This window comes from Bacteroides sp. BFG-606, assembly GCF_024788145.1.
Taxonomy (GTDB): Bacteria; Bacteroidota; Bacteroidia; order Bacteroidales; family Bacteroidaceae; genus Bacteroides; species Bacteroides vicugnae.
Genome location: NZ_JANUIL010000001.1, coordinates 4,624,828 through 4,638,352 on the forward strand (window position 1 = coordinate 4,624,828; position 13,525 = coordinate 4,638,352).

General features: G+C 38.4%; 11 protein-coding genes and 2 tRNA genes. 1 reads left to right on the forward strand and 12 read right to left on the reverse strand.

The genetic code is table 11. The annotated features are described in order from the left end of the window. Positions 1 to 2 precede the first annotated feature (2 nt). The 8 genes from NXV01_RS17395 to NXV01_RS17430 form a co-directional block, all read right to left on the reverse strand. Positions 3 to 254, reverse strand: coding sequence for a hypothetical protein (locus NXV01_RS17395; RefSeq protein ID WP_122137198.1), 252 nt, complete (start codon positions 252 to 254; stop codon positions 3 to 5). Next, positions 229 to 747 carry a DUF3990 domain-containing protein gene (locus tag NXV01_RS17400; RefSeq protein ID WP_122137197.1) on the reverse strand — a complete coding sequence of 173 codons (519 nt, stop codon included), beginning with the start codon at positions 745 to 747 and terminating at the stop codon, positions 229 to 231. Before NXV01_RS17400 ends, NXV01_RS17395 begins: the two co-directional genes overlap by 26 nt. Beyond that, positions 717 to 956: a DUF3791 domain-containing protein gene (locus tag NXV01_RS17405; RefSeq protein ID WP_008017560.1), complete on the reverse strand. Its 240-nt coding sequence runs from the start codon at positions 954 to 956 to the stop codon at positions 717 to 719. The genes NXV01_RS17400 and NXV01_RS17405 overlap by 31 nt, the downstream gene beginning before the upstream one ends. Before the next feature lie 222 nt (positions 957 to 1,178). Beyond that, on the reverse strand, positions 1,179 to 1,859 hold the full coding sequence (locus NXV01_RS17410) for a hypothetical protein (RefSeq protein WP_259022952.1): 681 nt from the start codon (positions 1,857 to 1,859) through the stop codon (positions 1,179 to 1,181). 322 nt (positions 1,860 to 2,181) lie between these two features. Next, on the reverse strand, positions 2,182 to 4,920 hold the full coding sequence (locus tag NXV01_RS17415) for a PL29 family lyase N-terminal domain-containing protein (RefSeq protein ID WP_259022953.1): 2,739 nt from the start codon (positions 4,918 to 4,920) through the stop codon (positions 2,182 to 2,184). A 788-nt stretch (positions 4,921 to 5,708) separates the two neighbouring features. Beyond that, complete coding sequence (locus NXV01_RS17420) at positions 5,709 to 6,194, reverse strand: HU family DNA-binding protein (RefSeq protein WP_004316197.1); 486 nt, start codon at positions 6,192 to 6,194, stop codon at positions 5,709 to 5,711. A 453-nt stretch (positions 6,195 to 6,647) separates the two neighbouring features. Beyond that, positions 6,648 to 8,087, reverse strand: a complete 1,440-nt coding sequence (locus NXV01_RS17425; RefSeq protein ID WP_122137190.1) for a tagaturonate reductase — start codon at positions 8,085 to 8,087, stop codon at positions 6,648 to 6,650. Positions 8,088 to 8,113: 26 nt separating this feature from the next. After that, on the reverse strand, positions 8,114 to 9,181 hold the full coding sequence (locus tag NXV01_RS17430) for a substrate-binding domain-containing protein (RefSeq protein ID WP_004303151.1): 1,068 nt from the start codon (positions 9,179 to 9,181) through the stop codon (positions 8,114 to 8,116). Positions 9,182 to 9,379: 198 nt separating this feature from the next. On the opposite strand from NXV01_RS17430, the gene uxaC reads away from it, so the two are divergent. Further along, positions 9,380 to 10,786, forward strand: coding sequence for a glucuronate isomerase (gene uxaC, locus NXV01_RS17435; RefSeq protein ID WP_148366650.1), 1,407 nt, complete (start codon positions 9,380 to 9,382; stop codon positions 10,784 to 10,786). Between the two features lie 174 nt (positions 10,787 to 10,960). Here the strand turns inward: uxaC and NXV01_RS17440 are convergent. From NXV01_RS17440 to NXV01_RS17455, 4 genes are all read right to left on the reverse strand, one after another. Continuing rightward, positions 10,961 to 11,033, reverse strand: a tRNA-Lys gene (locus NXV01_RS17440). Between the two features lie 32 nt (positions 11,034 to 11,065). Continuing rightward, a tRNA-Lys gene (locus NXV01_RS17445) sits at positions 11,066 to 11,138 on the reverse strand. An 89-nt stretch (positions 11,139 to 11,227) separates the two neighbouring features. Continuing rightward, the gene (locus NXV01_RS17450) at positions 11,228 to 12,031 is read right to left on the reverse strand and encodes an MBL fold metallo-hydrolase (RefSeq protein WP_148366649.1); all 804 of its coding nucleotides are present in this window, start codon (positions 12,029 to 12,031) and stop codon (positions 11,228 to 11,230) included. A gap of 82 nt (positions 12,032 to 12,113) precedes the next feature. Next, a complete protein-coding gene (locus NXV01_RS17455) occupies positions 12,114 to 13,502 on the reverse strand; it encodes a peptide MFS transporter (protein WP_234133443.1) in 1,389 nt (462 codons plus the stop codon). Between the last annotated feature and the right edge of the window lie 23 nt (positions 13,503 to 13,525).

Genomic DNA, 13,525 nt, shown 5'->3' on the forward strand with positions numbered 1-13,525 from the left:
ACTTATAACTTATTTTGATACTCTCGCATGAATTCATCAGCGATATAGAGATTACCATAAAGATAAAGCCCTGTTTCCTTGTCATGCAAGTCAGCGCAAGTCTTGCTTTCATAAAACAATTGCAATGCTCTGACTGGAGTAATTTCCAAGCGTTTTGAAAGTTCGGCAGCAATGATACCGATACGATTACTTAATATTATCTCTTGAATTTCAGGAGACTTTACAGGATCATTCTGCCAGTTCTGTTCCATCATAAATAAGGTATTTATCCGTAATACTTTGGTTTAACAAACAAATCTGATTATTTGGTTGGTGTTGAGCAAGACGCTGTAATGCCACATCAGCACTCATCAAACCAGACATATATAAATTTACCGTATCAATTACCCGGTCATTCGCGACACCTCCCTCTATATAATCATAATTTGCCGCTGGATTCAGTCCACGACGACTGGCTACAATAAATTCCAACCATTCCGAATCGTAAGCTTTGAACACCTTACAACGAGCCTTTTCCAAAACAAGTTCTCTATCAAGTTGGTAAATATTAATAATGGCTTGGGTGTTGCGTCGCTTAGCCGTTGCAATAGCCCAACGACAAGCCTGCTCTTTGATGTCTGTAACATAGAATCCACGACCAAAATCAAGATTCTCCCTTCCTAAACGACAAATAGGAACATCAACTCGTTCCGTTCCTCCATGATATACTGTTATTTTCATCGTTTTGCCTCCCAAGTTGTCAGACATTCTATCATATTATCAGTCACATGCTCGCGACTCTCGGTATGTAATACATCATAGCAAGGCAAGATGTAATTCTCAATCATACCTACACGCTTCATGCGGGTAAAAACTTCTTGATATGATTTACCTAATCGGCGTGCCGTACTTTCAATGCAGGACGCTACAAATGCTAATGTCACTTCAGTATGTGATAATTCAATCAGATTTTCCATATTAAATCCTGTATAAAGCTAATTTGAGCTAATTACAAAGTTAATGAATATATCTGGAAACAGATAAAGTTTAATCTTCTTTTTATTGTTTTTGAATCATTCGATTCGTAGGAAGTACAATTCTAGTTCATATTAAATGGCATTACCAATATGAACAGAAATAAAAAAGGATAGGAATCTATATATTGGTAATATTCCTATCCTTTTTTCATTGTTTTATGTTCAAGCTATATCCAGATGTTCCGAAGAATACAATTTATGAGCTTTCCCATAAAGGCAATATCCAATTATAGCCGTAAGAAGTGAATAACCGAAAGAGGGAATCCACCAATAATAGTCTACAAATCTCCAAAGAAAAACAGAGCTTGCTATCCACATTAAAATAACACTCCATACAAACCATTGAGTTACTTTTTGAGTTGAGATAAACTTGGGCAGCATATTATTAGGTACACTTCTATCCGGTTCTCTCATTACTTTTCCATATACAAATATTTCAGATGAAACCGGTGAGATATTGGATGGTTGACTTGAAGTTGTTTCAAAGAAATCGACCTCTCTCTTTTTCACGATTCGTATCCAACTCTTCATCCATTCATAATGCCCAATAATACTAGCCAGCCAACACATAGAAGCAAACCATCCTAAAGTAATAATCAAAAGTGGTAGCCATATACTATCTAAAAATGAAAAAATAGTTCCACTGCAAGGACTGCATTGAACATTTTCTGATTGCGGTATAATGGTATAAAATGCCACAAACAAAGCGCCAACAAAAATGGCGTAATAGTTAACCCATGTATGATAACGCTGTACATGGAACTGATAGGCTTCAACGGCCTTGTCGTATGCGACTTGTTTTTTACAAATTTGGTTGCAAGGATTTGAACCTGAGTTATTCATAATTATATAGTTTAAAATTCGACTTCTGATTTAATTTCAAATCCTCCCCATCCATTCTTATCATATCCTGAAGCATTTATTGGAATAAATAGATATTGAGGATAATTTTCATTACACATGGTCGGCTCGGGAATATACATGGGACCTCCCCCCATATTTCACAGTATGACTAGTTCCAAAGACGATATAGACTGAAACATTCTTATAACCATCAAATAAATTTTCTATTCCTAATGTAGGTGATTCTATAGCTTTACAATATACCTTATTAAATATGGGAGTCCAAGAACATCGAGCATACTCTTTATCCGGTCCTACAGTGCTAGGCACAGTTCCTTTCCCAATTTTTTTCTTCTCCGACAAATGCACACTTTCCAATAGATTTCATTGAATTTCCGATACTTAAATATCCATCAAATCCAATACAAGCATAAAAAGCATAAATACCAATAGTCTCAACCTTATTAGGAATTACCAAGTTACCAGTAAATCCTGCACATCCTTCAAAAGCATGATCGTCAATACTCTTAACATTTTCTCCAATAGTAATTTTTCCTTTAAAAGAGCTACAACCATGAAAAGCATAAGCCGGAATATCCGTTAACCCATTTCCTATACTCAATGAACCTGTAAAAGTAGAAGATTGAAATGCAGACCCTTTCATACTTGTTACACTATTCGGTATCACTAAGTCTCCTGTTACTTTGCTACAACCAGCAAATGCTGCTGTTCCAATACTCTGCACTCCCTCTTCTAATATCAAAGTCCCGTTAAAAGCAGAATATTCAAAAGCGCGTTCTCCAATAGTTGCAGTTTTTGAAGGAATCACAATATTCCCTGTTAATTTAAGAGTGTTCGCAAAAGCATATTGACCAATACTTTCTACTGTCTGAGGTATATAAATGGAAGTAATAGAACTATTATAAAACGCTCTATCTGAAATTGTTTTCAAGTTCAAAGGTAACAACACCGTAGAAACTTTAGAACTATTAAAGGCACTAGCAGGTATACTTACATCACCCAATTCTGAAAGATCTACCGTTTTTAAGTTAGGCATAGTCTTTAAAAACTCGTAATCAAAGGTATTCAGATATCCTGTGATTTTCAACTCTTCTATAATTTTAGCGTCTTCACTATCAATTTGTTGTTCCAAAGTTCCTGCTGTTGCCACGTAGATATCCTGCGAACTTCCTCCACGTTGAGTAATCTGTATTGTTTCAGAAGTAACTCCCAATTTATCAACCAATTTAATAATCGAATAGCGCAATTGAGTACTATTATTTTGTTGTACATTGAATGTAATCGTTTCATCCCGCATTACGACACGTGATGTCGGAGCGATAGAAATCCATGTTTTATCCGCTTCTGGAATTTCTATGGTATAATCGATATTAGTGGAAAGCTGCACACTCACTGTACCACCAGTATAAGGAACTGTATAAGAACGATCGGTGATATTAATCACTCCTTCCACAAAATTGATAGAACGCATGATAGTCCGTTCCTCACCATCGGAGACGAAAACCAATACCTCACTACTAAGTATCGTTCCCGGTGTACTTACCTCAATTACTCCAGAAGCATTACCCGAGGATTTTACCACAGCACGGAAACCATCTTGCGCCAAAGCTTTCACTACTGTCTTATCTGTAGCCCCCGTAATAGTATATTGAATGGGATAAGTCTGATTGGCCAATACCCGTATATCCTCCGTTTCATTGAAAGTGATAGACAGCTTTTTGTGTTTGGGTACGGAGATAATGTTTCCGGCTTGCATCTCCAAATAAACATAATCATCATCCTCCGTCACATTCTTGAAGAAAGCGTCTCCACTTGTTCCATCCGCACCGGTCGCTTTTCCAAGTTTTGTCCAGTTTGAACCATTGTCATAAGATATATACCAATAGCCGTCTTCTTCTATCTTCAATTGCGGAGTAACACCGTTATTACCGTCTGTACCATCTTGTCCATCATTTCCATTCGAGCCGTCAACACCTTGTGCCTTTATCTTATTACTATTATCATCTTTCATCCAATCTCCATTCAACGTCCAATAATAGATACCGTCGGTATCTTGCTTCACTCCGACAACAGGTGTCACCCCATCCTTGCCATCCGAACCGTCTTGACCATCATTACCATCTGCCCCATCTTTACCATGATATATGGTTATCGGTTCACGTTTTTCAAAATAAAGTTTATAACCAATCACCTTCCCATTATCATTCAAAGGTACCACATTAGTTATACCATCTTTTTGTTGTAGTGCTTCAATGATTGATTGTATAGACGAAATATCAGTATTCATCTGTTCACACAAGCTTTGCAATTTGCCAAAAGCATACCAAGTCGGCAGTTTTATAACAGTTCCATTCGACAAGGTAAAAGTAACAAAGTCCTGACTGGAAGTGTAATCTATATCACTAAACATATCGTCACCATCCACTCCATCTTTACCAGTATCACCTGTAGCCTGCCCTATATTCGACCACGTACTGCCATTATTCACCGACAGCCACCAACGACCATTTTCTATTTTCAATTGTGGAGTAATGCCATCCATACCAGGTTTACCATCTATACCATTTTCTCCATCTTTTCCATCTTCACCTACTGCCTTTACTTTATTCCCAGCATCATCAATTAACCATTCCCCGTTTAACGTCCAATAATAAACATTATCCGTATCTCGTCTCACGCCAACCACCGGCGTTACTCCATCCTTACCGGCAATATCCGTATCACCTTTATCCCCCTTTTCTCCATGATAAATAGTAATGGGATCTCCCTTTGAAAAAGAAATAGTGTAACCAACCGTCTTACCACCTTCTGTAACAGGATTTACTTTTGTGATGCTTACATTACTTTGCAAAGCTTGTAGTAACGTTTGCAACGCCCCAATGTTTCCATTCATCTGTTTACAGAGTTCTTCAAGTGAAGTTACCCTGCCATCCAATTGATGAATACTATCCCATAAATCATCAGTGTTTGTTTTGCAGCTATAGAATGAAGTACTTAAAGCTGCAATCATTAAGAAAAAGAATACTGTCTTTTTCATCATAATTATTAGAGTTTTTGTCGCCACCTCAACTCCTTAGCAGTGGTAAGTCTATAAAAAAAGTGTGGAGTCGTTAGTTTATCTGTTAGGAGGTTCTGGTAAAACCTTGACATAAATAAACAATACCCCACACTCGTATATATATGCAATATAAAATTACACACGACTATACAAGTGATGAGTGTTATTGCTATCCTTATGTCAATTGAAATTTACCAGATTTCCTAACAAGGATAAAAGCTAAACACTTTCATCTATTAATATGTAATGTTGCACATGCAAACACTATTGCTGCAACGCTACAAAGATAGAAAATATTTCGCATAAACAACACTCTTGGGGTATTGAGACTGCAAATTTGGGATAAAATGAGATGAAAAGCAATATTGAAGATTAATTATCTTCATTGTATCTTGAGGATAATACGCGTTTGAACAATCTACTGCTATAACGCGGCAAAGATTAAAAATATTTTCACAAATAATTTTTCTAGAAGAAGCTAACAGAAGAAAAATCAAGATACTTCTTACTTTTTGATAAAATAGGTGATAAAAAGAGATAGAAAAACAAATTATAAATCCAGTAGAAATCCTACTTTCCGCATACAAATCTTACTAAAATTTTGCACCTAACAGTAAATTCACCGTTGGGCAACGGAAAAAATGTCGTCAGGCAACCACAAATTCACCATTGCCCAACGGCGAATTAGAGCATTTCTACCCGAAATATCAAAAAAATAGGGAAAGCTCCTGAAAGAACCTTCCCTATCTAAAGTTATTTTTTAGTAAGAATTAAGCTGCCGGATCCGGAGCTTCTCCCGAATCTCCTCCAGAAGAGCCACCTCCTTCGCTAGGTTCTCCACCGTTATCCCCGTTAGGATTGGTTACGTTATCTCCAAACAGTTCTATACTAGCTGATCCAAGCATTTCCTTGAATGCACCTCCCGGAGTAAAGACTATCTTCCTCCTAATAATGGTATTAACACTCACGTCTTCAGCTTTATCTTGGCTCTCGGCATTAATAGCTGGACGAAATGAACCGAACTCTCCCAACTTTACAGAGAATCCTTCTTCTAAAAATGACACCATAGTATCTTGCACTCCTTTCAGTACCACATCCACCATAGCCCGATGAACGCCTGTCCGCTGATTTACTTCATCACATAACTTGTTATAGTTGATGCTCCCAACTAGAACGTTTGCTGCAACATACTTTTCTACCTTATTTTCCTTATCGAAACATAAGGTGATTTTTTTCTTTTTATATCTGATAGCCATATACGCCTAAGATTAAAAAGTTAAACAATATTAGGAAGCCACACTATTGACTTCGCAACAAAGGTATGAACACATTACGAGATTTACAAGCAAGATTACCATGGTAAAAAAGGTCTTGATTCATTGTATTTTACAGATGACTTTTTTATGCAATATTCATCATATCAAATTCGTTTTCCCCTTATAAACCAAGCATTTATAAAACAAAAAAGTAGAATAATAATTCATATAAAAAGAGACAAAATCGGTCATTAAGGATTTGAGCCTTTTCAAACCGTGAAAACGAAGAAAAAGAAGGTTATGGAAATAAAAAATACGAAGAATGCAAATTTGATTTTTAACAATTAATAACTTACCGCCTCTTAATTATCTAACAGTTAAGGGCATTTTGATAGTTGTATACTCTACCAAAATGCCCTCTACTTTTATCAACCTTAGGTTATATCTTATATCTTACAGAATACCTTTAACGGTCTCAAGCATTCCTTTTTCCTGAATAGAATCCAAATCAGCTTTTACGGCTTCTGTCAATCCCGGAATCTTATTCAAATCTTCTCCCCAGATAAAATCTGCAGCCAGAACACCTTCAGCAACTTTCTTTGTGCAACCTGTTGCCCAAAGTTCTTTCAGCAGGTTCATGATTTCAGGAGCATCATTCGGAACAATTTCAGCACCATCAGCACGTACACCACCTTTATAATAAGTAATGATAGCAGCTAATCCAAGCACCAGTCCTTTAGGAAGTTCACCTTTACGTTCCAGATAAGTCTTCAATCCCGGCAAATCACGAGTTTCGTATTTAGGGAAAGAATTCAGCATGATACTGGTTACTGCATGATCCACGAACGGATTGTTGAAGCGTTCCAATACATCATTTGCAAATTTCTCCAACTCATCCTTCGGCAAGTTCAAAGTTTCCATCAGTTCGTCAAACATTACCTTGTGGATATATTTACCAATCACTTCGTGCTGGCAAGCATCACGCACAATATTCACTCCCGAGAGATAAGCAACCGGAGAAAGAACTGTATGCGGGCCATTCAGCAAAGTAACCTTACGTTCGTGATAAGGAGCTTCTGACGGTACAAACAATACATTCAAGCCTGCCTTGTCAGCCGGGAACTCTTTTGCAACTTCCTGCGGAGCTTCAATCACCCACAAATGGAAAATTTCAGCCTGAACAACCAGATTATCATCATATTGCAGTTTTTCTTTGATAGCAGCAATATCCTTGCGCGGGAATCCCGGAACAATACGGTCTACCAATGTTGCATATACACCACAAGCTTCTTCAAACCAAGTTTTAAACTCGTTTCCCAGGTTCCACAATTCAATATATTGATAAATTGTTTCTTTCAACTTATGACCATTCAGGAAAATAAGCTCGCAAGGGAAAATAATCAAACCTTTTGTCTTATCACCATTGAATGTTTTAAAACGATGATAGAGTAATTGAGTCAGCTTACCCGGATAAGATGAAGCAGGAGCATCTTCAAGTTTACAAGCCGGATCAAAAGCAATACCAGCCTCTGTAGTGTTTGAAATAACAAAACGCATTTCAGGTTGCTCTGCCAACTTCATAAACTCGTCATTTTGAGTATATGGGTTTAAAGCGCGGCTGATTACATCAATCATTGTCAAGCTGTTAACAGCCTCTCCTTTATCCAATCCTTGAAGGTTTACATGATAAAGATCATCTTGTGCATTCAGCATATCGACCATCCCTTTATCAATCGGTTGAACCACTACTACACTGCTGTTGAAATCAGCTTTCTGGTTCATGTTATAAATAATCCAATCTACAAATGCACGTAAAAAGTTACCTTCGCCAAATTGGATAATACGCTCCGGACGTTGTGTTTTAGGAGCAGTTTCTTTGTTTAATGCTTTCATGTTAGTTGTAATTTATAAAGTTGATATTATACAAATTCAAAATAAAAATCAATGTTTTCCTTTATCAGGATATCAATAGGCATGTATTTTACAGGTTCAACAGACTTCTTAAACACGACATGATCGCACAAAGCCTTCACCCCACAATATCCTTGCAAACCCGGACGTTGCCCGATTAAATAATGCACATCACCGGATTTTAATAAATCTACGTTTGCTTTCAGAAGGTCATATCCTATCAGTCCTTTCATGCTACGTCCCGCATGACGAAGATACTCTCCCAACTGATACACTCTGGAATTAAATACAACTCCCAGTAAAGCCTTCGGATGTGCCTGAAAAAACTCATCCAATGTCTGTTGGTTACTTTCCTGATCGGATTTATTAAGTACTACCTCATGGATTACCAAGTTATTATATTCTTCGGCAATGTAACTCATAAAACCATCCAAACGGCGTTGCATCTGTATTTCAGCCGGATTATCTTTATTGTTACTTAAAAACAAAACCAACTCCTGGCCTTCTCCTGCCGAATAATTGCGCATCAATATTTTCGCTGCGATATATCCGCTCTTATATGAATCCTGCCCGATATATGTCAATGCTTTCGCTTCTTCCATATTGAAATCGACAAAAGCATAAGCGATCTTATTTTCCTGTAAATAGGCTGTCAGCGCCAGTGTCTCTTCCCGAAAATTCGGAGAAATCAATACCGCATCCACATTCTTTTCTTTTATGGAAAGGCAGGCTTCCTGATAACTCTTCTCATCCCCATGGTGATAGCACAGATAATCTATACTCACATTAAAAGGACGCAACTCTTGCCGGGCACGCTCAATCCCCCCTACTACCGAATGCCAATAATCATGCTCTATATAATAAGGTATCAAACAGAGGAAAGAATATTTCTTTTTAGCAGCCAAACCGATAGCAAACACATTGGGCTGATAATGAATCTCATCCAACACCTTTTGTACTTTGGCTTTGCTTTTGGGAGACACGTCACCGCGATTGTGCAACACCCTGTCAACCGTTCCGGCGGAAACACCGGCCATACGGGCAATGTCTTTAATGGTATAGTTCTGGTCCTCCATAGTGCTAAAACTTAAATATTATAAATAATCGCTGCAAATATACGAATTATTTTGTTACTCCAAGTAAATTTTCTATTTTTGTGTTCGATAACGGTTAATAAAACTAAAACGAGATTTACGCCTATTAGCTTTAAAATCAATACTATATAGGTATAAATACAGAAAGTAATAATTTTATATACTTAAAACACAGTAATAATGAAGAACTTCATGGACGAAAACTTCTTGCTGCAAACAGAAACTGCGCAAAAGTTGTATCACGAGCATGCGGCTAAAATGCCGATTATCGACTATCACTGTCACCTTATCCCTCAAATGGTAGCTGACGACTACAAGTTTAAATCACTGACTGAAATCTGGCTGGGCGGTGACCACTACAAATGGCGTGCAATGCGTACAAATGGTGTAGACGAACGTTTCTGTACGGGAAAAGATACCACAGACTGGGAAAAATTTGAAAAATGGGCGGAAACAGTACCTTACACTTTCCGCAATCCATTGTACCACTGGACTCATCTCGAACTGAAAACTGCATTTGGTATCAATAAAATATTGAATCCACAAACCGCACGTGAAATTTACGATGAATGTAACGAGAAACTGGCTCAACCCGAATATTCAGCTCGTGGAATGATGCGTCGTTATCATGTAGAAACTGTTTGCACAACGGATGATCCTATCGATTCATTGGAATATCATATCAAAACACGCGAAAGCGGATTTGAAATCAAGATGTTACCAACATGGCGTCCTGATAAGGCTATGGCTGTAGAAGTCCCTGCAGATTTCCGCAGTTATGTAGAAAAACTGGCAGAGGTAAGCGGTGTTACCATCTCCAACTTTGATGATATGATCGCTGCTTTGCGCAAACGTCATGACTTCTTCGCAGAACAAGGCTGCCGTCTGTCTGACCATGGTATTGAAGAATTCTACGCAGAAGATTACACAGATGCTGAAATCAAAGCCATCTTTAATAAGGTATATGGTGGTGCAGAATTGACCAAGGAAGAAATTCTGAAATTCAAATCGGCAATGCTTGTGATCTTCGGTGAAATGGACTGGGAAAAAGGATGGACTCAACAATTCCATTACGGCGCTATTCGTAACAATAACACGAAGATGTTTAAATTACTGGGTGCTGATACAGGTTTCGATTCTATCGGTGAATTCACAACTGCCAAAGCAATGGCTAAATTCCTTGATCGCCTGAACACTAATGGAAAATTGACTAAAACAATCCTCTACAACTTGAACCCATGCGCTAACGAAGTGATTGCAACAATGCTGGGTAACTTCCAGGATGGTTCTATCCCGGGAAAAATCCAATTTGGTTCCGGATGGTGGTTCCTTGACCAGAAAGATGGTATGGAAAAACAAATGAATGCTTTGTCAGTACTCGGTCTTTTGAGCCGCTTCGTAGGTATGTTGACAGACTCTCGTTCCTTCCTATCCTACCCGCGTCATGAATATTTCCGCCGTACATTGTGTAACCTGGTAGGACGCGACGTAGAAAACGGAGAAATTCCGGCATCTGAAATGGATCGTGTAAACCAAATGATTGAAGATATCAGCTACAACAATGCCAAGAACTTCTTCAAGTTCTAACAGACAGTAGTTACACTATAAAAATACCGCTGCCCAAAGCCGAATATAGCTTTGAGTAGCGGTATTTTTTCGGACTGACCCATTTTTTATTCCCACAACTGAACTGTAACAACAAAAGACTCTCAACAAAACAAAAAAGGAGAACTTTTTAGGTTCTCCTTTTAATAATCTTTGTACACCCTCAGGGATTCGAACCCTGGACCCACTGATTAAGAGTCAGTTGCTCTACCAACTGAGCTAAGAGTGCAACATTTTATTTTTATTGCAACATCGAATTTGTACACCCTCAGGGATTCGAACCCTGGACCCACTGATTAAGAGTCAGTTGCTCTACCAACTGAGCTAAGAGTGCTTAATTCCTCGTTTGCGGTTGCAAAAGTAGGTCTTTTATTTTATTTGACCAAACAATCATGCAGCTTTTTTACTATCTTTTTTTCGTCTTTATTCGAACACATAAAGCTCGGAAGGCGTATTTCGCTTTAAAGCAAGCAGTTGCACATCTTTGCCTACAATAACACCTTTGTTCTTTAATTTCCACTCCACCGTTTTATAAGCCAACTCCGGGTGATTATTGTCTTTACTTAAATGGCATAACCAGATATATCGCAAATGTTCAGTGATATTTTCCGCCAGAAACTCTGCAGTATCAGAGTTACTCATGTGTCCGGTTTTACTTGCAATCCGTTCCTTCAGATATTGAGGATAAGGGCCCATTTTGAGCATTTCCTCATCATAGTTAGCTTCAAGTATCAGATAATGGGCTTTACTGATATAATAAGCAGCTGTAGGAGTAATTTCTCCAAGGTCGGTTAAGAAAGAAAAGACTTTGCCGTCAATTTCAATGCAATATCCCACATTGTCCGTTCCATCGTGTGGCACTTCAAAAGATTCGATGTGAAAATCTTCCAGCGTCATAGGCTCTTGCTTTTCCAGATACCGAACTGACGAGCTAAGTTTCTCCGTCATACAATAGCTACGATTGATTCCAGCATGAATACGTGCAGTTGTATAAACAGGAATATTCATTTTTTCTCCCAGATTACCCACTGCTTTAATATGGTCGGCATGATCGTGCGTTATAAATACCGCACGAATACTATCCATCAAGATATTATAATCTTTCAGTGATTTTTTGATAGTACGTATGCCGATTCCGGCATCTATCAGTATCCCATAGGTTTCAGTGCCCAGATAATAACAGTTCCCACTACTGCCACTCGCCAGGCTTATAAATTTTACTTTCATGTTTTATCCTCTTTATTAAAATGCAAAATGCCGTCAACTTTTACAGCAAAGTGACGGCAAATATACATAAAAAAGCAGAGAATTACCGAGAAGCTTCCTTCTTTTTGTCGATGGATTCGGTGATTTTTGCAAATAATAGTAGCGCTACAGCGGCAATCAGACCTATAGCAGCAAAGTAATACCATATATAATGGGCATTTCCACTAGCTACCTCCCATGCTTCCCTCGTCTCGAACAAAGCCGGATCCGGACAATATTTAGTGAGCAGAATTCCCGCCAGACCAAAACCGAAAATGGAGGAAAGGAATGAATGCAAATGACTGAATCCTAAATACATTCCTTCTTCTCCTTTAGGAGCCTGTAAAGAGAAATATTCCAGATAACGCGGTGAAATGAAACATTCGGCAAGCGCCTGCACAACTATACCCGCAATCATCATCAGAGTAATATTACTCATGCCTGTAATAAGATCATTACCCAGCAGATTTCCACATGCCATCAGTAATGCCGAAATAGGAATCAAAAACATTCCCACATTCATCGAAGTAATCGCACTGCGTTTGGCCATCAAACGGGTGATAAAACTAACGCAACAAACCACCACAAACGGATTCACATTGGCAATCCAACCCGGTTTTGCCGTCTCGCCAGCCATACGAATCACATATTTAGGCATAGTGGCATAAAGCTGCTGCTGCACCATCCAGAAACCAGTAACAATCAAAATAAGAATCAATAAACGCCAGTTTGTAATGATTCGCATAAATCCCTGTCCAATCTCATGGAGGCTTTTTCCTTCACCTGCCGTATGCGTCGATTTATAAAGAAGAATAACAGCAAGTAAAGCAACTATTGTCATCGCACCGGAGAAATAATTAATATAGATATACGCTTGCTCACCAATGACATTACGCAAAGGATCGATAATCGTTTTACCGGTGAAAGCCCCCACATTTACCATCATATAAAATATGGAATAACCACGGGCACGAGTTGCTTCCGTTGTTTCTTTAGCCACAGAAGCAGAGATAATGGACTTAATGAAAGAACCTCCCACCATAAGTACAAACAAAACCGGCACGATAATCCACCGGGTATAGCTATCAGGCAAACCATTAAATTGAGTAGTGGCACCATAGCTAACCAAACCGGCAGCTTCCAGCAAAGTGGGCAGTACACCCAACCCTAAATATCCGATGGATAATAAGGAAAATGCTATAATCATTGATTTCCGGAAACCGATCTTGTCAGCATAAGCACCGGAAAAAATAGGAAGCAGATACAATCCACCGGAAAAAAGCCCGGAAATCATACTTGCTTCGAAATCATTAAAACCTAAAATGGAAGATAGATAAATAGTGAGAACGATAAAAACGGCATAATATGCCATACGCTCAAACAGTTCGACTGTGTTGCTGACCCAAAATGCTCTCGTAAAGCCTTTAGCAGCACGCTGAGGGGAATTGTTCATGTATTTATATTTTTATTAAAATG